22 protein-coding genes are annotated in these 23,415 nt (G+C 57.8%); 11 read left to right on the forward strand and 11 right to left on the reverse strand.

All coding sequences use genetic code 11. The features are described 5' to 3' along the window. Nucleotides 1-122 precede the first annotated feature (122 nt). The 3 genes from rsmF to yebS all read right to left on the reverse strand — a co-directional run bounded on the left by rsmF (nt 123) and on the right by yebS (nt 5,503). Nucleotides 123-1,562: a 16S rRNA (cytosine(1407)-C(5))-methyltransferase RsmF gene (gene rsmF / locus TAN611_RS10200; RefSeq protein ID WP_203067659.1), complete on the reverse strand. Its 1,440-nt coding sequence runs from the start codon at nt 1,560-1,562 to the stop codon at nt 123-125. Nucleotides 1,563-1,653: 91 nt separating this feature from the next. After that, nucleotides 1,654-4,287, reverse strand: a complete 2,634-nt coding sequence (locus TAN611_RS10205; RefSeq protein ID WP_111737218.1) for a PqiB family protein — start codon at nt 4,285-4,287, stop codon at nt 1,654-1,656. Next, nucleotides 4,256-5,503 (reverse strand): membrane integrity lipid transport subunit YebS, encoded by a 1,248-nt coding sequence (gene yebS, locus TAN611_RS10210; RefSeq protein WP_111737217.1) that lies wholly within the window; start codon nt 5,501-5,503, stop codon nt 4,256-4,258. The genes TAN611_RS10205 and yebS overlap by 32 nt, the downstream gene beginning before the upstream one ends. A 240-nt stretch (nt 5,504-5,743) precedes the next feature. Here yebS and TAN611_RS10215 point away from each other — a divergent pair, with 240 nt between their 5' ends. From TAN611_RS10215 to TAN611_RS10230, 4 genes are all read left to right on the forward strand, one after another. Continuing rightward, complete coding sequence (locus TAN611_RS10215) at nt 5,744-6,241, forward strand: GAF domain-containing protein (protein WP_105230826.1); 498 nt, start codon at nt 5,744-5,746, stop codon at nt 6,239-6,241. A gap of 96 nt (nt 6,242-6,337) precedes the next feature. Continuing rightward, nucleotides 6,338-7,027 (forward strand): RNA chaperone ProQ, encoded by a 690-nt coding sequence (gene proQ / locus TAN611_RS10220; protein ID WP_105230827.1) that lies wholly within the window; start codon nt 6,338-6,340, stop codon nt 7,025-7,027. Between the two features lie 19 nt (nt 7,028-7,046). Beyond that, entirely contained in the window at nt 7,047-9,095 is a 2,049-nt protein-coding gene (gene prc / locus TAN611_RS10225; RefSeq protein WP_105230828.1) for a carboxy terminal-processing peptidase, read from the forward strand. Between the two features lie 191 nt (nt 9,096-9,286). Next, a complete protein-coding gene (locus tag TAN611_RS10230; RefSeq protein WP_105230829.1) occupies nt 9,287-9,709 on the forward strand; it encodes a lysozyme inhibitor LprI family protein in 423 nt (140 codons plus the stop codon). Between the two features lie 194 nt (nt 9,710-9,903). Here the strand turns inward: TAN611_RS10230 and TAN611_RS10235 are convergent, their stop codons facing one another. After that, entirely contained in the window at nt 9,904-10,146 is a 243-nt protein-coding gene (locus TAN611_RS10235; protein WP_105230830.1) for a hypothetical protein, read from the reverse strand. A 353-nt stretch (nt 10,147-10,499) separates the two neighbouring features. On the opposite strand from TAN611_RS10235, the gene htpX reads away from it, so the two are divergent. After that, nucleotides 10,500-11,378, forward strand: coding sequence for a protease HtpX (gene htpX / locus TAN611_RS10240; protein WP_105230831.1), 879 nt, complete (start codon nt 10,500-10,502; stop codon nt 11,376-11,378). Between the two features lie 59 nt (nt 11,379-11,437). Here the strand turns inward: htpX and TAN611_RS10245 are convergent, their stop codons facing one another. Then, a complete protein-coding gene (locus TAN611_RS10245; RefSeq protein WP_160031290.1) occupies nt 11,438-12,811 on the reverse strand; it encodes an MFS transporter in 1,374 nt (457 codons plus the stop codon). Nucleotides 12,812-13,013: 202 nt separating this feature from the next. On the opposite strand from TAN611_RS10245, the gene kdgR reads away from it, so the two are divergent. The 3 genes from kdgR to TAN611_RS10260 all read left to right on the forward strand — a co-directional run bounded on the left by kdgR (nt 13,014) and on the right by TAN611_RS10260 (nt 14,781). After that, entirely contained in the window at nt 13,014-13,805 is a 792-nt protein-coding gene (gene kdgR, locus TAN611_RS10250; RefSeq protein WP_160031289.1) for a DNA-binding transcriptional regulator KdgR, read from the forward strand. 191 nt (nt 13,806-13,996) lie between these two features. Then, entirely contained in the window at nt 13,997-14,455 is a 459-nt protein-coding gene (locus TAN611_RS10255; protein WP_160031288.1) for an STM2901 family protein, read from the forward strand. Then, nucleotides 14,449-14,781 (forward strand): DUF1493 family protein, encoded by a 333-nt coding sequence (locus TAN611_RS10260; RefSeq protein WP_105230834.1) that lies wholly within the window; start codon nt 14,449-14,451, stop codon nt 14,779-14,781. The genes TAN611_RS10255 and TAN611_RS10260 overlap by 7 nt, the downstream gene beginning before the upstream one ends. A 46-nt stretch (nt 14,782-14,827) precedes the next feature. On the opposite strand, the gene phnR is transcribed toward TAN611_RS10260, so the two are convergent. Beyond that, nucleotides 14,828-15,547 (reverse strand): phosphonate utilization transcriptional regulator PhnR, encoded by a 720-nt coding sequence (phnR, locus tag TAN611_RS10265; protein WP_111737214.1) that lies wholly within the window; start codon nt 15,545-15,547, stop codon nt 14,828-14,830. 145 nt (nt 15,548-15,692) lie between these two features. On the opposite strand from phnR, the gene phnW reads away from it, so the two are divergent. Both phnW and phnX read left to right on the forward strand, forming a co-directional pair. Then, on the forward strand, nt 15,693-16,796 hold the full coding sequence (gene phnW / locus TAN611_RS10270) for a 2-aminoethylphosphonate--pyruvate transaminase (RefSeq protein WP_203067660.1): 1,104 nt from the start codon (nt 15,693-15,695) through the stop codon (nt 16,794-16,796). Between the two features lie 9 nt (nt 16,797-16,805). Next, nucleotides 16,806-17,615 (forward strand): phosphonoacetaldehyde hydrolase, encoded by an 810-nt coding sequence (phnX, locus tag TAN611_RS10275; protein ID WP_203067661.1) that lies wholly within the window; start codon nt 16,806-16,808, stop codon nt 17,613-17,615. A gap of 57 nt (nt 17,616-17,672) precedes the next feature. Here the strand turns inward: phnX and TAN611_RS10280 are convergent, their stop codons facing one another. From TAN611_RS10280 to hxpB, 5 genes are all read right to left on the reverse strand, one after another. Next, entirely contained in the window at nt 17,673-19,064 is a 1,392-nt protein-coding gene (locus TAN611_RS10280) for an L-cystine transporter (RefSeq protein ID WP_105230838.1), read from the reverse strand. 180 nt (nt 19,065-19,244) lie between these two features. Further along, complete coding sequence (locus TAN611_RS10285; RefSeq protein WP_187043247.1) at nt 19,245-19,793, reverse strand: metal-dependent hydrolase; 549 nt, start codon at nt 19,791-19,793, stop codon at nt 19,245-19,247. Between the two features lie 203 nt (nt 19,794-19,996). Further along, complete coding sequence (gene kduD, locus TAN611_RS10290) at nt 19,997-20,758, reverse strand: 2-dehydro-3-deoxy-D-gluconate 5-dehydrogenase KduD (protein WP_105233288.1); 762 nt, start codon at nt 20,756-20,758, stop codon at nt 19,997-19,999. A gap of 81 nt (nt 20,759-20,839) precedes the next feature. Continuing rightward, nucleotides 20,840-21,676 carry a 5-dehydro-4-deoxy-D-glucuronate isomerase gene (gene kduI / locus TAN611_RS10295; protein WP_203067662.1) on the reverse strand — a complete coding sequence of 279 codons (837 nt, stop codon included), beginning with the start codon at nt 21,674-21,676 and terminating at the stop codon, nt 20,840-20,842. A gap of 249 nt (nt 21,677-21,925) precedes the next feature. After that, entirely contained in the window at nt 21,926-22,591 is a 666-nt protein-coding gene (hxpB, locus tag TAN611_RS10300) for a hexitol phosphatase HxpB (RefSeq protein WP_203067663.1), read from the reverse strand. Nucleotides 22,592-22,817: 226 nt separating this feature from the next. Between hxpB and TAN611_RS10305 the strand changes: the two genes are divergently transcribed. After that, complete coding sequence (locus tag TAN611_RS10305; RefSeq protein ID WP_111737210.1) at nt 22,818-23,378, forward strand: YniB family protein; 561 nt, start codon at nt 22,818-22,820, stop codon at nt 23,376-23,378. The last annotated feature ends 37 nt before the right edge of the window (nt 23,379-23,415 follow it).

The following is a 23,415-nucleotide window of genomic DNA, read 5'->3' on the forward strand; positions in this document are numbered from 1 at the left end:
AGTTGGCCCGTCATCAATGAGCATAGACAAAGGTGCACAAAATGTCACCGAAAAATTTTATCTGCCGCGAGGGTGGCGATGGCGGCCGGTTTGCCGCCATCGTAAGCGTGAACGAAAGGAGATTACTGGTGGAAATCGAGCGCGCCGTCGCGTACCAGTTCCCGGGGCAGGTTGTTTTTAATCCGGCTGCCGATGCGTTTGGCGATGCCCAGCGGCTGTTGCTGGTAGGTGACGATACACTCATCGCCCTGCGGCGGCGCATCTGGATACAGATCGCGGCCGTGGTACCACTCCTGCGCCAGCGCGGCGTCCAGCTCGAACGCCTGCGGCCCCTGGCCGTCCGCCAGCGCGATCGCCGCCTCATGCTGCCAGCGGTAACCTTTGGGGAAGCGCTCGGCCAGCTTCAGGCCGATGCGTGAGAAGCGCACTTTGCCGATCAGCGCTTCCAGCGCCCTTGGGAACAGCCAGATCTCTTTGTCGCGCGTCCACAGGGCATGGGCGGCGTCATCCCAGGCCAGGCCGGCGGCGTTGGCAGCCTGGCGCACCAGCTCGCCGTCTTTGCGCGACATCGGCGTGAAGGGGAATTTACCCACCTTATAGGTCGGTTTCGCCAGCGCCGGCACCGAGCGGTGCTTGCGCAGGCGGGCGACAAAAAAGCCTTCGCTGTCGTAGATTTGCGGGAACACGTGCAGGAAACCTTCCTCCGTCAGCGCCTGTGGCGCGCCGGGGAACAGATCGCCCAGCGGCTCGATGCTGACCGCATCGCCATAGCTGGCCAGCAGGCTCAGGATCACCGCCTGGTTCTCCTGCGCATTCAAGGTGCAGGTGGAGTAGACCAGTACGCCGCCCGGCGCCAGCGCGTGGAACGCGCTGTCAATCAGTTCGCGCTGCGTTTCGGCGATGTCGGCGACGCTCTCCGGCGACCAGTTGCTCATGGCGTCGGGGTCTTTACGCACTACGCCTTCGCCAGAGCAGGGCGCGTCCAGCAGGATGGCGTCAAAGGCTTCCGGCAGGGCGGCGCCGAACACCCGGCCGTCAAAATGGGTCAGCGCGCAGTTGCTGACCCCGCAGCGGCTGACATTAGCATGCAGCACTTTGACCCGGCTGGCGGCGTATTCATTGGCGACGATGCCGCCCTGATTATGCATCAGCGCGGCAATCTGGGTGGTTTTTGAACCCGGAGCGGCGGCGACGTCCAGCACCCGGGTCGGCGTCTCACCGCCGGCAAACAGCGCGCTGACCGGCAGCATGGAGCTGGCTTCCTGGATGTAAAACAGGCCGCTGAGGTGTTCGGCCGCGCTGCCCAGCCGCAGACTTTCATCGTCGCGGGCGATCCAGAAGCCCTCGGCGCACCAGGGAATAGGCTCTAATTGCCAGTCGTACTCTTTTACCCGCGCCAGAAAGTCGGCGACGCTGATTTTCAGCGTATTTACGCGCAGGCTGCGGCGTAACGGGCGTTGACAGGCGGCGATAAAATCGTCCATTGACAGATCGGCGGGCATGATAGCGCGTGTGGCGTCGAGAAACGCCGGCGGAAGAAATACGGAAGCAGTTTTAACCACAGAAAACTCTTGCGAGAAAATAAGAAGGAAGGAGAAATTGTAGCACAGAGCCGCAAAAAAACGGGGCCTGTTGTTACAGGCCCCGTTAAGGTTAATCGCGTGGGATGGCGGTTCCCCATGCTTGCCACCCCTTCGGCTCTTCCGCATTAAGCATGAAGTGCTTGCCGGCGGCGGCTTTTGGCGCCAGCGGGATGGTCGGCGGCGTGGCGAAGGCGATACCGCCACGGATAAACTGCTGGAAGGTGCCGCTCTTGATGACGCCGCCGGTCAGGCCGAACTGCAGGTTATAGCCGGAAGCCAGCCAGAACACGCTGTTGTTACGCACCAGATGCTGATATTTCTTGCTGATGCGCAGGGCGACATGCACCCGGTCGGACATCGCGCCCAGATAGAAGCCGGTGACGGTGCCGACCTCAACGCCGCGGAACAGCACCGGCGTGCCGATCTGCAGCGAGCCGGTTTCGGCAGCGTCAAGCACCACGCTCAGGCCGTCCTGATAGCGCGAATCGGTAATGCTGGCTTCCTGCAGCTCAAAGCTGCGCAGCGGACGGCTGCTGCGGCCCGGCTCAACGTTAATATACGGCTGCAGCAGGGTATCAAGGTTATTGACCCCGGCGGCGGAAATCTCCGGCGAGACGATGGAGAAGCGGGTACCGAAGCGGGCGAAGTTGTTCACGTATTCCGGATACAGCACGGCTTTCGCTAGCACCTGGGTGCGGTCAGGCGACAGCTGCATCGACTCCACCTGGCCGATATCGATGCCCAGATAGCGGATCGGCATACCGGCGGCCAGTTTGCTGGCGTTATAGGTGCGCAGGGTGATTTGGCTGCCGACCGCGCGGGCGGCGGTTTCATTGCTGTACAGCACCCGCTTGTCGCCTTTGCCCAACGCCACGCCCTGCAGGTTATCGAAGCTGATCGCGCCTTTCAGCGCCCGGTTCAGCGGTGAAGCCTGCACCGTCAGGCCGCTGCCGCTCAGCTGGACTTTGGCGCCGCCTTCGGCCCAGAAGACGGTCTGCTTGCCCAGCAGTTTGCGGTATTGCGGGTCGATATACACATCGACCTCAAACGCATTAGCTTTCGGGCGGATGTCGAGAATTTCGCCCACCTGGAACTTGCGGTACAGCACCACCGAGCCGGATTGCACGTCCGGCAGGCTGGAGGCGGTGAGCGTCAGCGTCGGCGCCGGTGCATTGCCGGTGATGCCCGCCTTGGCCTTGTCGCTGTTGGCGTACAGCGGATACTGCGTTGCCGGTTCGCCACGGCTGCCGGGAATAATGCGGATGCCGCCGTCCAGCCACTCCTGGGCGCTGGCGCCGACCACTTCCATCCCGTCCAGCCCCAGCTTGACGTCCAGGCGGCTGTTGACCACAAACTTGCTGTCTTTGTGCACCAGAGCGCGGTACTGCGCGTCGACGGCGATGCGGAAGGTGACGCCGCTGTTGGTCAACGTGCGGTTCAGCACCTGGCCGACCTTGATACCGTGAATAATCAGCGGCTGGCCGACGTCAATGCCGTAACTCTGCGGCGCATTCAGCGACAGGGTGAGCACGCCCGGCTGCTGCAGCAGCGTTTCGCTGCTGTCGAGCACGTTGAAGTGGTGCTGCGGTTCGCCGTCGCCCGGGATCAGCTCCAGCGTGTTGCCGGTCAGCAACTGGCTGAGCTTGGCGTCATTCAGGCTGATTTTCGGGCTGCGCATGGCGATGCGCGTGCCGCTGCGCATCAGATCCACCACCGACGGGTCGATGGTCAGTTCGCCGGTCACTTTGTTGTCCGGCTGCAGCGTCAGTTTGGTCAGGGTGCCGACCTGCAGTCCCTGATAGATCAGCGGCGTATGGTTGGCGCTCAGGTTATTGCCGCTCGGCAGATCCAGCGTGATACTGACGCCGCGCTGGCTGCGGGCCAGGTCGGGGTACAGCTGATAGCTCTGGTCGGCCTTGGCCTGCTGGCTCTTTTCCGGCGAGTCGAAGGCGATGGCGCCGTTGACCAGCGCCGCCAGGCTCTCCATCTGCACCGAGGCGCCCGAGAGGTTGAAGTCGCCCTTAAAGCCGGAGACGTTCCAGAAGCGGCTGTCGGTTTTCACCAGATTGGCGAAGCGGCGGTCGATCAGCACGTCGATGGTGACGCCTTTATTACCGTTGGCGATGGTGTAGTCGTACACCTTGCCGACCGGAATTTTACGGTAATACACCAGTGAGCCGGTATTCAGCGAACCGAGATCTTCCGCATGCAGGTGAATCATCAGCTCGCCGGTATTGAGCCGATATTTGGGTTGAGTATCGAGCGCGGAGAAGTGGGTCTGCGCCTTGCCGCTGCCCGGCATCATACCGATATAGTTGCCGCCGACCAGCGCATCCAGCCCGGAAACGCCGGCCAGCGAGGCCTTCGGCGTCACCAGCCAGAACTGGGTGCCGTCGCGCAGTGAATCTTCCAGCTCGCTTTTGATGCTGGCCTCCACCACAATCTTGCCCAAATCTTTGCTCAGCCGGATCGACTGGACGGTGCCGACATCCACGCCCTGATAGCGTACCGGCGTACGGCCGGCGACGATGCCCGCCGCCGATTGGAAATCGATGGTGATAGTGGTGCCGCGCTCCTGAAAATTGTTGTACACCAGCCAGCCGGCGATCAGCAGGGCGATAAACGGCAGTAACCAAAAAGGTGAAATGCGGCGTTTGTTTTTAACCCGCGCTTCAGTCGGCGTATTCGGCGTTTCCTGTTGCATGTGCATCCCAAATCAGTCGGCTATCCAGCCACTCAACGGCAAGAATAGTTAAAATGACCGCAGAGCCAAAGTAAAAGGCTGCCGGTCCCATAGTAAATGACAATAATTGTTCGCGGTTAACCAGCGACATCATCAAGGCGATAACAAACAGATCGAGCATTGACCAGCGGCCGATCCATTTCACCAGCCGCAGCAGGCGAATTCGGGTTTTCAGGCTGTGGCAGGTCTTGAAGTGTATGCTGAACAGCAGCGTGATCAGTACGATAACCTTGGTAAACGGCACCAGGACGCTGGCGATAAAGACGATCGCGGCGATAGGCATATTGCCGGAGGTGGCCAGCGACACTACGCCGGAGAAGATAGTGTCTTCCATGCGCGCGCCGTTGGCGTAAATAATGGAGATCGGCAGCAGGTTGGCCGGCAGCAGCAGAATCATCGCGGCGATCAGCGCCGCCCAGGTTTTCTGCAGGCTGTGGGGCTGGCGATGGCACATCGGAATATGGCAGCGTGGGCAGCGGCCGCGCGCGTCCGGATAGCCGGTAAAGTGGCAGGAGAGGCAGACGTGCAGCGCGTTTGGCGCACCTTCCGGCTGGTGCTGCGGGTAGTAACGCTCCCACAGCTGTTCCAGATTCATATGAATCAGCGTCAGGATGCTGAGCAGCGTCAGCGCCAGGTAGGCCAGCAGCGCGTTGCCGGCTTCGATATCGGCGTACTCTTTGACTTTAATCGCCGCTACCGCCATGCCGATCAGGTAAATATCCAGCATCACCCACTCTTTTAACCGCTCCAGCATTAGCAGCACCGGGCGCAGGTTCATCCCCAGCCGATGGCCGATGCGCAGGTAAAGCAGCGACAGCGCTAATGTCAGCGGTGCGCCAATCGTGCAAAACGCTACCATGCTGGCTGTGATAGGATCGCCCTGACGGCTCATCTGCCAGATGCCTTCCAGCAGGCTGGCGTGAATCGGCGTACCAAGCAGGCGAATGTTAATCAGCGGTTCGGCAAAGGCAAACGGCATCAGCAGCAGCATGGTGACGGCCATGGCCGTCAGCCGCGCCATCGACCAGTCGCGGCCGTTGACCACTTTGGCGTTGCAGCGCGGACAATAGGCCGCCTGACCGCCGTTCAGCGCCGGCAGCCTGAACAGCAGATCGCATTCGCAACAGCGCTGGTAGCGCGCTTTGGAAAGGGGGGCGGTGATTGCCTGTATTTTCATCGTCAACAATAGCTCTGAAGCCCGCCGGTTTACTTAGCGTAGCTGGAAAATTACGCTGCCTTTGCCCAAGGGAGAAAAAAGCGCGGCAAAGCGCGGTTTATGCGAGGCAAACATACCCTGTCGGACGGGGTTTTGTGAAGTAACAGATGATTAACCTTGTGACTATACGCATTTAATGCTTATTTTATAGGGGTTAAGCCCCGGGCTTGAAGTTATCTACAGCGTTTTAATGGTTATTACATGACAAAAGAACAATTCTACGCGGAATTCAAACGCGATCTCTGTGCGTTGTTGGATGGTGAAACCAACTTTATTGCTGCGCTCTCCAACGCCAGCGCGTTGATTAACGAACGCCTGGACGCGGTGAACTGGGCCGGTTTCTACCTGATGGACGGCCAGCAACTGGTGCTGGGGCCGTTCCAGGGCAAGATCGCCTGCGTGCGAATCCCCGTGGGTAAGGGCGTGTGCGGCACTGCGGTGTCGGAAAACGCCGTGCAGCGCGTCGGTGATGTCCATGCCTTCCCGGGACACATCGCCTGTGATGCCGCCAGCAACGCCGAAATCGTGCTGCCGCTGGAAGTCGGCGGTCAGGTTATCGGCGTTCTCGATATCGACAGCACAGTTTATCAACGCTTCGACGAACAGGATGAAGAAGGCCTGAAAGCAGTGGTGGCGGGGCTTTGCGCACAGCTGGAGCAGTGCGATTGTGCGAAATACGTCACTGTAGCGGCAAGTTGATCTACGGTTAACGTGGCATTTAGCGATGGCGTCATTATAATGACGCCTGTTCATGCCTGCGGCTTGTTGGCAACACCGTTGTAATCAGGAAATTTCATGGAAAATCAACCTAAGTTGAACTCTAGTAAAGAAGTTATTGCTTTTCTTGCCGAGCGTTTTCCGCTCTGCTTTAGCGCCGAGGGCGAAGCACGTCCGCTCAAAATCGGTATTTTTCAGGATTTGGTGGAGCGCGTGCAGGGGGAGGAAAACCTGAGCAAGACGCAACTGCGTTCTGCGCTGCGCCTGTATACCTCCAGCTGGCGTTACCTGTACGGCGTTAAAGTCGGCGCGCAGCGCGTTGACCTGGACGGCAACCCGTGCGGCGAGCTGGAACAGCAGCACGTCGACCACGCGCGTCAGCAGCTTGAGGAAGCCAAAGCGCGCGTTCAGGCCCAGCGTGCCGAGCAGAACGCCAAAAAGCGTGAGGCCGCCGGCGATGCCGCAGCGCCGCGCCGTCCGCGTCCCGCAGGTAAAAAACCGGCTGCACGCCGCGAAGGCGCCGCAGTGGAAAACCGCAAGCCGCGTCCTCAGCAAGCCCGCAAGCCTCGCGCTGCCAAAGAAGAAAGTCAGCAGCGTCATGTACCCGTCACGGATATCTCCGCACTGCAGATCGGCCAGGAAATCAAGGTCAGAGCAGGCAAGAGCGCGATGGATGCTACCGTACTCGAAATCGCTAAAGATGGCGTACGTGTACAGCTCTCTTCCGGTCTGGCGATGATTGTGCGCGCAGAACACTTGCAGTTCTGATACGGAGGCCAACTAAGGCATGAACAAATTTGTCAGATTAACGGCAGTCGCTGCCTTGATGTGGGCTGGCGTCAGTTACGGTGCGGATACCGCCAACATCCGCATCGACCAACTGCCGCAGCTGCATCAGGAACCGCAGCATGCTACGGTGAGTGAGCGCGTTACGGCGCGCTTCACTCGCTCTCATTATCGTCAGTTTGCGTTGGACGCGGAGTTTTCAGGCAAGATTTTCGATCGCTACCTGAATATGCTCGACTACAACCACAACGTTCTGCTGGCCTCCGATGTCGCGCAGTTTGCCGATAAGCGCACCGCCTTCGGCGAAGAGCTGAAAACCGGTAAGTTGACCACGTCATACGCGCTGTTCAACCTGGCGCAGAAGCGCCGCTTCGAACGTTACACCTATGCGCTGTCGTTGCTGAAAAAACCGATGGATTTCACCGGCAACGATACGATCGACGTCGACCGCAGCAAAGCGCCGTGGCCGAAAGACAAAGCCGAACTTGACCGTCTGTGGGATGCCAAGGTCAAGTACGATGAGCTGAGCCTGAAACTGGCCGGCAAAAATGATAAGGAAATTCGCGAAACGCTGACCAAGCGTTATCAGTTCGCGATCAAGCGTCTGACGCAAAGCAACAGCGAAGACGTGTTCCAGCTGGCGATGAATGCCTTTGCGCATGAAATCGACCCGCATACCAACTATCTCTCTCCGCGCAATACCGAACAGTTCAACACCGAGATGAGCCTGTCGCTGGAAGGCATCGGCGCGGTATTGCAGATGGATGACGATTATACCCTGATCAACTCGATGGTGCCGGGCGGCCCGGCGGCGAAAAGCAAGTCGATTACCGTTGGTGACCGTATCGTCGGCGTCGGCCAGACCGGCAAGCCGATTGTCGATGTGATCGGCTGGCGTCTTGACGATGTGGTTTCCCTGATCAAAGGGCCGAAGGGCAGCAAGGTACGGCTGGAAATTCTGCCGGCCGGCAAGGGCAGCAAAACCCGCGTGGTAACCCTGACGCGTGAACGCATCCGCTTGGAAGACCGTGCGGTGAAAATGACCATCAAGACCGTCGGCAAAGAGAAAGTCGCGGTGCTGGATATTCCCGGCTTCTACGTCGGGCTGACCGATGACGTCAAAGTTCAGTTGCAGAAGATGGCCAAGCAGCACGTCAAGAGCGTGATTATCGATCTGCGCACCAACGGCGGCGGCGCGCTGACCGAAGCGGTGTCGCTGTCCGGTCTGTTTATCCCGAGCGGCCCGGTAGTGCAGGTGCGTGATAACAACGGTAAAATCCGCGAAGATGCGGATACCGACGGCGTAACCTATTACAAAGGGCCGCTGGTGGTGATGGTTGACCGTTTCAGCGCTTCCGCGTCGGAAATTTTCGCGGCAGCGATGCAGGATTACGGCCGTGCGCTGATCGTCGGCGAGCCGACCTTCGGTAAAGGCACCGTGCAGCAATACCGCTCGCTGAGCCGTATCTACGATCAGATGCTGCGCCCTGAGTGGCCGGCGTTGGGGTCGGTGCAGTACACCATCCAGAAATTCTATCGGGTGAACGGCGGCAGTACCCAGCGTAAGGGCGTGACGCCAGATATCCTGATGCCGACCGGCGTCGATCCGGCAGAAACCGGTGAAAGCTTCGAAGACAATGCGATGCCGTGGGACAGCATTAACGCTGCCACCTACGGTCGGGTTGGCGATCTGAAGCCGTTTGAGCCGGCACTGCTGAAGGATCACGAGCAACGCATCGCCAAGGATCCGGAGTTCCAATACATTGCGCAGGATATTGCTCACTACAAGGCGCTGAAAGACAAACGTAACATCGTCTCGCTCAATCTGGCCCAGCGTGAGAAAGAGAACCATGACGATGACGCTACGCGCCTGAAGCGGATTAACGAACGCCTGCAGCACGCCGGCAAGAAGCCGCTGAAGTCGCTCGACAACCTGCCGAAAGACTACAAAGAGCCGGATCCGTATCTGGATGAAAGCGTGCATATTGCGCTGGACCTGGCGCATCTGGAACAGGGGCAGCCGGCCCAGCAGGTTGCCGCCGGTAAATAGTTTCTGGCCGATGAACGTAAAAAGCGCACCTTAGGGTGCGTTTTTTTATGGGCGTAAGTTCAACAAATTGTGATAGGGGCTGTAGTCCAGCCAGCGATTATTGGCTATAGAGGATGACCGGCGTATGACATGGAATGTATGACTTCAACGGCGAAGGGCGGTGCGGTGAGGGTTAACGAGGGAGCGAAAGGATGAAAAGATATGGCATTATCATTTTGGCCTGTATGCCGGTTTTTTCCGGTGCCGGGGCCGTTTCCGACATTGAAGGGTTGATATCCAAGGATCCTGCGGCATGCCGGAAGATAAATGTTAATAAAAACTATCCGGCATTATTGGCGTGCGTCACGCGTTTATCTGCACGTTCTGAGCAGAGGCTTAACGCGCGGTTGGCGGAAATAAGAAAGGATCTGGCGGTACTCGGGGATGTTGAGTATCGCGCCGCTTTTGAAACTGCGCAGACATCCTGGGAGGGTTATAGAACCGATTATTGCGCTTACATCACTATGGGAATGGACAGGCGCGGCAGCGCTTTTAAATATCAATCTGACTTCTGTAGCGCGTCAGAGAACTACCGGCGCTTAGATACGCTGGAAGGAGAGCCGTCAGCTAGCTAATCATAGTCGGTGCGCAATCTTGCCGGATGGCCTGCTATGACTTTCCGACGCATAGGGCGGCACTGCGGCAGCCAAGTTTTCAATCCATCGGGCGGTCATCAGCGTGCAGAGATCAGGATTTGTCCTTGCGGCGCCAGTCCCATTCGGCATGAGCCCAGATAACGATCATCGCACAGCTGGAAATAAACATCACGTCAGGCCAGCGGGTGAAGCCAGTGGCGACAGAAACAACGGATATCACGCCCGCTAATCGTATAAAACCTTTGTTTAACATCATAAATATACTCTTCCAATCCGTTGTGACCGTGGGTCTTATCAGACTTTTTCCAGTTGTTTTCTTTGTGTTTAGCTGTAAATATCGATTTATCTGCCAGACTGAGTGAAGCAATATGCGTCTCTTTCGTTTGACCTGCGCGGCGATCGTTATCGTCGGGCATATTATGCTGCTTTTTAATCTTCCATCGTGATTATGCTTCACGGAAGAGGGTAAAGCCCCGCCATACGTTTGCCGCCGTTACCTTATCACGTTATACCGCCTTGCCATCAAGCGGCAAGTGCGGCATGGCCGCATAAAAAACCTGCAATTGCCGCGGGTTTTCTCTAAAACTTCCCCGTCAGCCGCAACAATCGTTTACAATTCGTAAATCCGGCGGGAAACGCCGTTTTTGTAAAGTTTCGTATTTTTAGTGGGTTAATGGCTTTTCTGGCTTGAAACTGTGCCGGATGCCCATACTTGCTAAAGTATCTACAGCAGCGTCTTGTTAACATTTTATGAGGAAGTAAACATTTTATGATGCGTATAGCTCTGTTCCTGCTCACCAACCTGGCGGTGATGTTGGTTTTCGGGCTGGTGCTCAGCCTGACAGGAATTCAATCCAGTAGCGTTCAGGGCCTGATGATCATGGCCGGTTTGTTTGGTTTCGGCGGTGCGTTTGTCTCCCTGCTGATGTCCAAATGGATGGCGCTGCGCTCCGTCGGCGGGGAAGTGATTGAACAACCGCGTAATGAAACCGAAAACTGGCTGTTGGAAACCGTACGTCGTCAGTCTCAGCAGGCAGGCATTGCTATGCCGCAGGTGGCGATTTACCACGCGCCGGACATCAACGCCTTCGCCACCGGCGCGCGTCGTGACGCGTCGTTGGTCGCGGTCAGCACCGGTTTGCTGCAAAGCATGAGCCGTGATGAGGCGGAAGCGGTTATCGCCCATGAAATCAGCCACGTCGCCAACGGCGATATGGTGACCATGACCCTGATCCAAGGGGTGGTGAACACCTTCGTGATCTTTATCTCGCGTCTGTTGGCGCAGGTGGCCGCTGGCTTCCTGGGTAACCGTGACGGTGAAGGGGAAGGCAACGGCAATCCGATGATCTACTTCGCGGTTTCCATGGTGCTGGAGCTGGTGTTCGGTATTCTGGCGAGCATTATCACCATGTGGTTCTCGCGTCACCGTGAATTCCATGCGGATGCCGGCTCTGCCAAACTGGTGGGCCGTGAGAAGATGATTGCTGCGCTGCAGCGTCTGAAAACCAGCTACGAGCCGCAGGAAGCGGGCAGCATGATGGCGTTCTGCATTAACGGTAAATCCAAAACCTTCAGCGAGCTGTTCATGTCGCACCCGCCGTTGGACAAGCGTATTGAAGCGCTGCGTTCCGGTCAGTATCTGAAGTAATCCAGCATCACTAAAAAACCCCGGCTTGCCGGGGTTTTTTTATGTCACAAGGTGACGATTTAGTGCGCAGCGGCGCGCGGCTGACGGATGCGTAAAGCGCTGACCAACGCGGCACAGGTGGCGCAACTGCCGGCCAGCAGCAGCGATGCATGTGTGCCGTTCTCCGGAAACAGGTTGAACATCAACGCCACCAGTGCGGCGCCGGAGGTCTGACCCAGCAGGCGTGCGGTGCCCAGCATGCCGCTGGCCCCGCCGCTGCGGTGACGCGGCGCCGAAGAGATGATGGTGTGGTTGTTTGGCGACTGAAACAGGCCAAAACCGATGCCGCACAGCGCCATCCGCCAGACGATGTCCAGATCGGCCGGGTTCTGCGGCAGCGTCGCCAGCAGGAATAATCCAAGAGCGAACAGGCCGAGTCCCAGCGCGCCCAGCAGCCCGGCGTGGACATGTTCAATCAGCCGGCCGGCAAGCGGCGCAACTGCCACGATCGCCAGCGGCCAAGGCGTCAGCAGCAGACCGGTGGCGACTTCGTCACGCCCTAACACCTGCTGAAGAAAGAACGGCAGCGACACCATTGCCAGCATTTGGGCGGCGAACGAGCAGATTGAGGTGCCCATCGACAGCGCAAAGATCGGGATACGCAGCAAATCGACCGGCAGTAACGGCGCGCTTTGCTGCAACTGACGGCGCACGAAAAACCAGCCAATCACCAGCAGGGCGGCCAGTTCCGCCACCACCAGCGTCAGACTCTGACCTTGGGCGAAGCCGCTGAGGGCGGCGATCAGCAAACCAAAGGTCAGCGCATTCATCACGGCGCTGAGCGGGTCAAAGCGCCCGCGGCTTTTCTGGCTGTTGGCCGGCAGATAGCGCATGCCCAGCAGCCACGCTGCCAGACCGATCGGCAGATTTATCGCGAACAGCCACGGCCAGGAGGCGAACGATAAAATGCCAGCGGCAACCGTTGGCCCGGCGGCGGACGAGAAGGCGACGATCAACGCGTTAATCGCCAGGCCGCGGCCGAGGTAACGCTGCGGATAGATAATGCGGATCAGCGCGGTATTGACGCTCATGATGGCTGCGGCGCCAAACCCTTGCAGCACGCGAGCAATAGTCAGGGTAGTCAGGCTGTCGGACAGGGCGCAAAACAGCGACGTCAGGCTAAAAACCAACAGCCCCCATTGGTAGATACGGCGGTAGCCGAGCAAGTCTCCCAGCGAGGCCAGCGACAGCAGCGAGACGGTAATGGCCAGCTGATAAGCATTGATAACCCAGATAGAGTTGGCCGCGCTGGCGTTAAGGTCGCGGGCGATAGTGGGCAGCGCAACATTGGCGATGGCCCCGTCGAGTACGGAAACGGTGATGCCAAGGGCAATGGCCAGGATTGCGCCGTAGCGCTGCGGCACGGGTAACCCGTCAGAGCTGGAGAGTGTCATAGTGAAATCATAGATAAACGTGCGGAATGTGACCATGCTAACAATTTTTACGCTAATTGTATCTGCCCGATGGCGGCTAATTGTAAACAGCGGTGAGCGGCTAGCGCTTATTCTGCGGGTTACATTGCACAGGATGAAGCGCTCCGCTTATACTGAAACCCTTGTTTAAATTTCTTAAAACGGAAATAGGCTGGGATTGTTGATGGCGAATACGGATCTAGATAAACAACCGGATGCGGTTTCATCGGTGCTGAAAGTGTTTGGTATTTTGCAGGCGCTGGGTGAGGAACGCGAAATCGGTATTACCGAGCTTTCTCAGCGGGTGATGATGTCCAAAAGCACCGTTTACCGTTTTCTGCAAACCATGAAATCATTGGGCTACGTGGCGCAGGAGGGGGAGTCGGAAAAATACTCCCTGACGCTGAAGCTGTTCGAACTGGGCGCCAAATCGCTGCAGAATGTGGATCTGATCCGCAGCGCGGATATCCAGATGCGCGAACTGTCGCAACAGACCCGCGAGACAATCCATCTGGGCGCGCTGGATGAAGACAGTATCGTTTACATCCATAAAATTGATTCTTTATACAATTTGCGCATGTATTCCCGTATCGGTCGCCGTAACCCGCTGCACAGTACGGCGATCGGCAAAGTTCTGCTGGCGTGGCGCGATGAGGCCGAAGTGGGCGATATTTTGTCGCAGATCGAGTTCACCCGCAGCACGGCGCATACCATCACCAGCGCGGCGCAACTGCTGCCGGTGCTGACGCAGGTGCGCCAGCAAGGATTTGGTGAAGACGTGGAGGAGCAGGAAGAAGGGCTGCGCTGTATCGCGGTGCCGGTGTTTGACCGCTTCGGCGTAGTGATTGCCGGCCTGAGCATCTCGTTCCCGACCATCCGCTTCTCCGAAGAGGCGAAGGCCGGCTATGTGCATCAGCTGCACCATGCGGCGCGTATTATTTCCGAACAGCAGGGCTATCACGACTACCCGTTCTGAGTGCGTGCCGTATAAGGCGATGATGAGCGCCTGCCGATGACCGAAAAACCTGTCTTCACGACAGGTTTTTTTATATTTCTTGCTGAGCCCAATTCAGTATCACCACCAACCCGAGAACGCTCTGATTATCTGCCGGTTTTCTGAGCGTTAGTATCTTTTACCAGGAGAACAACAAAGGGAAAGCACGGTAAATGGACACGATTGAAGAATTAGGTGGGCGCTATTTCTATGCGGAGAGATATCATCTAAGCATCGGTGAGCTGTTTTTCATGATCTTCTGTGAAGAGACAGCTAACCAATTAGGCATTCAGGATGTTGGGGCGGTTGCCGCTATCTTGGGGGGATTCAATGTTTCAAAAACCCGGGGCAAATTTAGAGGAAATATTACTGATACCTCCTATGTTTCCCGGGGGGCTCGTAAGGTATTCGGCAACAAAACTTTTCCCGGTAATATAAAATTACCGTCTGTTGTTGGAGGATATCCTCCCTCTACAATGAGAGTTATTTTAACGCGTAAGTTGGGAACATTTGTGGGGCGCGCTGTACCTGTCCTTGGGTGGATTATTTTGGCGAAAGACATTACCGAGATTTCTTTTCGGACGGTGGTTAAGTACAACACTATTGCCCGTGGGAGTGACAAGCTATGGTAACGGAGCAGGAGGTTTTAGATTTTTTCCGCGATGAGTTATCTGTTCCTCTTACCTGGACGATGAAGATGGTTCCGCTTGAACTGGATACTATGCTGCAGGACTACGCTGTAGGTGACGAATTCTTCTATGCGATTGAGGACTACGCTGAAAAATTCGATGTAGATGTATCGTCCATCGATATGCGCTACTACTACCCTTGGGAAAATTTATCTCGTTGGGAGCGTTGGACCAAATACCAAAAAGCTGATGTAGAAAAGACCAGAAAGCCTTTAACCGTGCGTATGTTCGCCGAGTCTGCCAAGGCCGGGCGTTGGCTGTATGATTAACTGACGCTGACTCCATCATGCGCCGATTCCACTTCCATGCAGACGTTTACTGTGTATCGACCTCAATACGCAGGCTGTCATGGCGCCAGTACTCAATATCAAAATCAAGAATGTGCCCGTGCCGATCGTAATTCAGACGGCGCAGCAGCAGGGCGGGCAGGCCGACCATTGCCCCCAGCGCGGCGGCGGCCTCGGGCGGCAGCGCGGTGGGGTAAAACGACAGGTGCATGCTGCTGTAGAGCAGTTGGTAATGCTGCTGATAAATCTCGGTCAGGCTGCCGTTCAGATCGTGCTGCAGCAGCCCCGGCACCCGCTGCGGTAAACAGTGGTTCTCGCAATAACAGATGGCCCGTTCGTCGGCATAGCGCACCCGGCGCAGCAGGTAGATCCGCGCGCCTGGCTCGAGCGCCAATGCCTGTCCCACCTCCGGCGATGCGCCGACGTGTTCCCCCGCCAGCAGCGCAGTGCGCGCCTGCCGTCCCTGTTCCTGACATAAACGGTGAAAATTGGTGTTCTGCGTCGGGTCCAGTCGCAGCCGTTCGGGCGTGACAAACCAGCCGCGGCGGTCGGCACGATAGATGGCGCCGCTGGCCTCCAACTGCGCCAGGCTTTCTCGAATGGTGATACGCGTAGTGGAAAAGGCCGCGCACAGCTCCCGTTCGGAGGGCAGCTTATCCCCGGCCTTCAGCGCACCGCTGCTAATCCGTGACTGTAACTGCGCTTTGATCTGCAGATAGTGGGGGAGATCGCCCTGAGGGTGTTTCATGTTATCTCGCTATGGCATGTCGGCAGGCTCCATTATACATGCCCGGATGAATTTTTTGTTTCAGGGGCGGTTGGCGTTTGACCTGTGGAATGCTTAACCGGCACAATGCGCGCATCTGGTATAGACCAATCGGAAGGGTAAAAAGATGAACGATCGCGATTACCTGCTGTTGACGCCCGGCCCGCTGACCACCTCTGATACGGTGAAGCAGGCAATGCTGTTCGACAGCTGTACCTGGGATGAGGATTACAATATCGGCGTAGTCCAGACGATTCGCGCCCGCCTGGAAACATTGGCCACCGCCTCGTCCGTCTACACCTCGGTGCTGCTGCAGGGCAGCGGCAGCTATGCGGTGGAAGCGGTGCTGGGGACGGCGCTCGGCGCGCAGGATAAGGTGCTGATCGTCAGCAACGGCGCTTATGGCGCGCGAATGGCGGAGATGGCGGCGCTGATGGGCATCGATCACCACTGTTATGACTGCGGAGAAGTGGCGGAACCGGACGTGGCGGAGATGGAAGCGCTGCTGCTGGCCGATGCGCGCATCAGCCATATCGCAATGGTGCATTGTGAAACCACCACCGGCATGCTTAATCCGTTGGCGCAGGTGGCGGCGCTGGCGGCACGCCGGGGGAAGACCTTTATCGTTGACGCGATGAGCAGTTTCGGCGGCATTCCGCTGGACGTGGAGGAGTTGGGGATCGATTTTCTGATCAGCTCGGCCAACAAATGCATTCAGGGCGTGCCGGGTTTCGCCTTTGTGATCGCCCGGCGCAGCGAACTGGAAAAATGCGCCGGCCGTTCGCGTTCTCTGTCGTTGGATCTGTATGCCCAGTGGCGCTGTATGGAAGACCACGCCGGAAAGTGGCGCTTCACCTCACCGACCCACAGCGTACTGGCTTTTGCGCAGGCGCTGCGTGAGCTGGATCTGGAAGGCGGTATCGCCGCGCGCTATGCGCGTTATGGTGAAAACCAGCGCCGGTTGGTGGCGGGGATGCGCGTACTGGGGTTTGAAACCCTGCTGGATGATGCGCTGCACTCGCCGATTATCACCGCGTTTTACTCCCCACGGGCGGAAGATTACCGCTTCGGCGAGTTTTACCAACGTTTAAAACGCCAGGGGTTTGTTATCTACCCCGGCAAAGTGTCGCACAGCGACTGTTTCCGTATCGGCAACATCGGCGAGGTCTATCCGCAGGATATCGACCGTCTGCTGGACGCCGTCGGTCGCGCCATGTACTGGCAACAATAAGGAGTTGTGATGCAACAGGTTAACGCCGTTATTCTCGACTGGGCCGGCACCACGGTGGATTTTGGCTCCTTTGCACCGACACAGATTTTCGTCGAGGCCTTCCAACAGACCTTTGGTATCGACATCACTCTGGAGGAGGCGCGTATTCCGATGGGGTTGGGCAAATGGCAGCATATCGAGGCGCTGGGCAAACTGCCCGGGATTGACGCCCGCTGGCGGGCGAAGCTGGGGCGCTCAATGACTCCTCAGGATATCGATGCGCTGTACCAGGCGTTTATGCCGCTGCAGATTGCCAAGGTGGTGGATTTCGCCGAGCCGATTGCCGGCGTGCCCGAGGTGATTGCCGAACTGCGGCGGCAGGGTATAAAAATCGGCTCCTGTTCCGGCTATCCGCGCGCGGTGATGGACGTGCTGGCGCCGGCCGCCGCTGCACGCGGCTATGCGCCGGACTATTGGGTGGCGACGGACGATCTGGCTGCCGGCGGCCGCCCGGGGCCGTGGATGGCGCTGCAGAATGTGATTGCGCTGGGCGTCGACGCCGTCAGCCACTGCGTGAAGGTGGATGATGCCGTGCCGGGCATTGCCGAAGGGCTGAATGCCGGCATGTGGAGCGTGGGGCTGGCGCTGTCCGGCAATGAGTTCGGTGTTCAGTGGCAGGAGTACCAACGGATGGATGCCGCCGAGGTAGCGCGGCGGCGTGGGCTGGCGGCGGAGAAGCTCTATGCCGCCGGCGCCCATTACGTGATTGACACGCTGGCGGAGTTGCCGGGCATATTGGACGCGATCGACCGGCGGCTGGCAAACGGCGAGCGGCCGTAGCGGCAGGCATAAAAAAACCGGCGCTCAGGGCGCCGGTTTTTTTGTTGTGACGGGGAATTACTGGTGGGCCAGTTCCACGTCGTCTTCGCTGTCCATCACCGACTTGTCGGTTTGCTTCATCAGCTGGCTGGTGACGGTACCGGCGGTCATTGAACCGCTGACGTTCAGCGCGGTACGGCCCATATCGATCAGCGGCTCAACGGAGATCAGCAGGGCGACCAGCGTGACCGGCAGGCCGAGCGCCGGCAGTACGATCAGCGCGGCGAAGGTGGCGCCGCCGCCCACGCCGGCAACGCCTGCGGAACTGACGGTGACAATACCAACCAGCGTGGCAATCCACATCGGATCCAGCGGGTTGATGCCAACGGTTGGCGCAACCATAACCGCCAGCATCGCCGGATACAGGCCGGCACAGCCGTTCTGGCCGATGGTGGCGCCGAACGATGCCGAGAAGCTGGCGATTGACTCCGGCACGCCCAGGCGACGGGTCTGCGCTTCCACATTCAGCGGAATGCTGGCGGCGCTGGAACGGCTGGTAAAGGCGAAGGTGATCACCGGCCACACTTTACGGAAGAATTTCACCGGATTAACGCCGGTAAAGCTCAGCAGCAGCGCATGTACGCCGAACATAATCGCCAGGCCGAGGTAGGAGGCGACCACAAAGCTACCCAGCTTGATGATTTCATGAATGTTGGAGCTGGCAACCACTTTGGTCATCAGCGCCATCACGCCGTATGGCGTCAGCTTCATCACCAGGCGCACCAGCTTCATCACCCAGGACTGCAGGGTATCGATAGCGGTCAGGACGCGCTGGCCTTTCGCCTGATCGTCCTTCAGCAGCTGCAGCGCGGCCACGCCGAGGAAGGCGGCGAAAATCACCACGCTGATGATCGAGGTCGGGCTGGCGCCGGTCAGATCGGCAAACGGGTTTTTCGGCACGAACGACAGCACCAGCTGCGGCACCGTCAGGTCGGCGACTTTACCGACATAGTTGCTCTGAATAGCGGCCAGACGCGCGCTTTCCTGCGTGCCCTGCACCAGACCTTCGGCGCTCAGGCCGAACAGGTTGGTGACCAACACCCCCACCAGCGCGGCGATCAGCGTGGTGAACAGCAGCGTGCCGATCGACAGGAAACTGATCTTGCCGAGTGAGGAGGCGTTATGCAGCTTGGCGACCGCACTCAGGATCGAGACGAACACCAGTGGCATGACAACCATTTGCAGCAGTTGCACATAGCCGTTGCCGACAATGTTGAACCAGCTGATGGATTCTTTCAGCAGTGGGTTTTCCGCACCGTAGATCAGCTGCAGCGCCAGGCCAAACACTACGCCGAGCACCAGACCTACCAGTACTTTTTTCGCCAGGCTCCATTGCTTATGGCGGGATTGCGCCAACAGCAAAAGGAGGGCGACAAAAACCACCACGTTAATGACGAGCGGTAAATTCATCCCCGTGTCTCCAAATCTTTTCTTATATAAAAATGGCTACGCACCAGTGTGTAGCGATGTAAATATCGTAACAGTTTGCCGGGGTGCGGGCTTATACCCAAATGGAATGTTATATAACTTTTGTTTTTAATTTGATTAAAATTACGGCAAATGGGTGATAAAACGGTCGGTTTTTTGTGATCACCATCTAATATTTTTCAACTGTTCAAAATATGACTGCACCGGAATGGTGCAGCCGCCCGGCCAGTAAATGGCAAAGGCGACCAGTGCGAGGCACAACACGCGCTCCAACTGATTACCCTGCTGCGAATTGAGCAGAGGCAGACGAAAGCGCCAGCGGCAGGGCCAGAGCAGCGGCACGCCGGACGGCGTGAGCATATCGGCGACCAGGTGACTGAAGTAGCCGATAATCATGGCGTGCAGCGCATCGGCGGGAATGGGCCAGCTGAGCGGTACGTTCAGCTGGAACAGCATCATGCCGCCGGCGATGGCCAGCAGACTGTGGGTGAAGCCACGGTGGCCAAAGGCGCGGGCGATCGGCTTGGCGATCCAACTGAGGCGCTGACCGAGCAGCGATTTGGGATGATCGATATCAGGCAGCAGTGAGGTCAGCAGGGCGGCGGGGATGATATGCCACCAGTCGCCGTCGGCGAGTACCGGCGTCACTTCCGCCTTCTTGGCGAAGATCGCGCAAGCGACAGAAAAAATAAGGTGTCCTTCCGCGGTCATGCTGGTTGCTATTCCGACTGGTAAACTGGTAATTTATCCAGTATATGGGGATTTTCCCAGTAATGGAATAGGTGACGCTGTAACTAATTGTTTGTTTTACTCTGCTTTACAAAGGGTTGAATGCTTTTGTGTGAGAAGTATCCTGCTTTCTCGTCAGCGATATGCCGGCCGGCAACCGTGTGCCAGCCGGTAAACGTCACGTTTTAGCGCGCCAGCCAGCCGCCGTCCACTGCCAGCGTGTAGCCATTGACATAGTCAGACGCCGATGACGCCAAAAAGACCACCGGCCCCATCATATCCTGCGGCACGCCCCAGCGGCCGGCGGGAATACGCTCCAGTATCTCCTGATTACGCCCCGCATCGGCCCGCAGCTGCTGCGTGTTGTTGGTGGCCATATAGCCGGGCGCCAGAGCGTTAACGTTGATGCCGTGTTTGGCCCACTCGTTGGCCAGCAGGCGGGTCAGACCCATCACCGCGCTTTTGGAGGCGGTATAAGAAGGCACGCGAATGCCGCCCTGGTACGACAGCATGGAGGCGATGTTGATAATTTTACCGCCGCCGCCTTGCTGGATAAACTGCCGGGCCACCGCCTGCGACAGGAAAAACAGCGTCTTGGTATTGATATTCATCACGTCGTCCCAGTCTTGCTCGCTGAAATCGAGTGCGTCTTCCCGGCGGATAATTCCGGCGTTATTCACCAGAATATCGATATGGCCGAATTCGGCGACGGCGCTGTCAATCAGCGCGGGGATGACGTCGGTACGGCTGAGATCGGCATGCAGCTTGAGAAAGCGCCGGCCCAGCGCGCTGATCTGTGCGCTGGTGTGTTCGGGATCGCTGCGGTTGACGCCGATAATATCGCAGCCGGCCTGTGCCAACCCGACTGCCATACCTTGGCCGAGCCCGGTGTCGCAGCCGGTTACCATGGCGACTTTGCCGGTTAAATCAAAGGAATTGATGGTCATAGACATATTCTCTCGCCGTGCGGTCTGGCCGCACGGACAGGGTTGCAGCTTGACGGCCGGCGCAGAGGCCGGCGGCGGGGGTTAGCGCAGCTCGCTGACGGCCAGGTGGTCCATATCGCCGAACACCTGATTTTCGCCCACCATGCCCCAGACAAAGGTGTAGCGCTTGGTGCCGACGCCGGCGTGGATCGACCAACTGGGGGAGATCACCGCCTGTTCGTTGTGCACCAGCAGATGGCGGGTCTCCTGTGGCTGCCCCATCATATGGAACACCGCGGTTTCATCTTCCATATCGAAGTAAAAGTAGACCTCCATGCGCCGTTCATGGGTATGGCACGGCATGGTGTTCCACAGGCTGCCGGCGGCCAGCTTGGTCAGCCCCATCGTCAGTTGGCAGGTCGGCAACACGTCGGGCACGATAAATTTGTTGATGGTGCGCCGGTTGCTGGTGGCGTCGTCGCCCAGGGTCTGCGGCGCGGCGTCGTCCAGGGTGATTTTCTTGTTGGGATAGTGGGTATGCGCCGGCGCACTGTTGTAATAGAACTTGGCCGGTCGTTCGGCGTCAACGCTGCGGAACGTCAGCTGTCGGGCACCCTGGCCGATATACAGCGCTTCTTCCGTGCCGATCTCGTAACTGTGCCCGTCGACCTCGATCAGACCGGCACCGCCGATATTGATGATGCCCATTTCCCGCCGTTCGAGAAAGTAACTGACGCCCAGCCGTTTACCGACCTCATCGCCGATGGTGACGCTTTGCCGGCGCGGCTGGATGCCGCCGATGATAATGCGGTCAATATGGCTGTAGGTCATGGTGTACTGGTCGTCCTCGAAAATCTTTTCAATCAGAAATTCGCGGCGTAATCCGGCGGTGTCGAGCTGTTTGGCGTGATCGCTGTGAATGCTTTGACGGACGTCCATCTCAGGGCCTCGCTGTGGTGAGGGGGAGAAAACGCCGGGCGGCTGGCGTGCTGCGTGGCAGTGACAGCAAAACCACCGCCCGGCGTTTTCTGTGGTGTTCACAGCATAGAGCGGTCGGTATGCGAATTCAATAAAAATGAAATAACGTTTTATTTATTTTTTGACGTGGGTCGACGTTTTTAAAACTGAACGCCCCCGCACGTGCCGGCAGAACGGCGTGCGGGGGCGGTCGCAGAAAGAGGGTAATCGTCAGGAAAGGTGAGACGGCGTCAACTGCTCCAGCGACGTCAACTGATAGTCAGCCAGTGCCCAGCGCGCATCCTGGCGATACTCTGCGGTCGGCACCACGATAGAGCGCATGCGCGCCGCCTTGGTGGCGATCATGCCGTTGAATGAGTCCTCCAACGTAATGCAGCGCAGCGGATCGCTGCCCAGCCGTTCGGCGGCAATCAGATATACTTCCGGGTGCGGCTTGCTGTACGGCAGATATTCTGCGGAAACCAGCTGGTCAAAATAGTGTTCCAGACCGAACATATTCAGTACCTGTTGCTGCATATGCAGCGGCGAGGCGGAAGCCAGACCGATATTCAGATCGAGGCTGCGGCAGAGCTCCAGCGCCTGCGTAACCCCCGGCAGCAGCGGGCGGCGTTCCTGCACCAGCTCAATGGCGCGCTCAATAATGCGGGCGGAAACCTGCTCCCGCGACGCCCCCTGCCACGGCATGGCCTGATACCACATCTCTACGACCAGATCGATGCGCAGCCCCAGGGTATCCGGCAGTTTGTCACGGTCGGAAAGATCCAAGCCGAGCGAACCGAAAATATCCAGCTCGGCCTGCAACCATAAGGGTTCTGAATCAATTAGTAAGCCGTCCATATCAAAAATTGCGCTTTCAATGCGTTGCGAATAAGCCATTAGTGCGTTAACTCCTGCCGATACGGTGGATGGGATCTCTGCGCTACTCTACCATTGCCATCGCCGCGACCAAAATCGCCGCTCCGGACGCAGCGCCAGCCTGCTGGACAAACGGCTGTTTGTGGGCGCGGCCGTGGTGCCTGTGTAAAGAAAACGGTGGGCTTGGCCGGGCAACTACGGGTAAACTCGCGGTTTATTACCGTTGCGTCGTTAACAAGGGGAACACATGACGTATCAACAGGCAGGGCGTATTGGCATTATCAAACAAATTCTGGGGTGGGTGCTGTTTATCCTGGCGTTAGTGTCGACGCTGATTTCATTGCTGAATTTTGTTTACCAATACAGTGAAAAAACTAAAGGCATCAATGCGGTGGTGATCGACTTCGTGCACGTCATCGTCGATATGGTGCGTTTCAATACGCCATTCCTTAATCTGTTCTGGTATAACTCGCCGGTGCCGGGGCTGGATAAGAGCCTGTTCAGCGGCGGCAACCTGATGTTTATTATTATCTACCTGCTGATTTTCGTCGGTTTGGCGCTGCGCGCTTCCGGCTCGCGTATGACGCGGCAGGTGAAGTTTATCCGCGAACGGCTGGAGGACCAGCTGATTCTGGAGCAGGCGAAAGGGACGGAAGGACTGACGCGCGAACAGCTGGAGTCGCGTATTTCGCTGCCGCATCACAGCATTTTCCTGCAGTATTTCCCGCTGTATGTGTTGCCGGTGACGATTGCGGTGGTGGCTTATTTCGTGATTAGCCTGCTGGGCAAACTGGCCGCCGGCGCGTAACGCCCGGCGACGGAAGAGTGATGATATAAACGGGGCC

It is taken from the genome of Serratia sp. Tan611 (genome assembly GCF_905188235.1).
GTDB classification, from domain to species: domain Bacteria; phylum Pseudomonadota; class Gammaproteobacteria; order Enterobacterales; family Enterobacteriaceae; genus Serratia_B; species Serratia_B rhizosphaerae.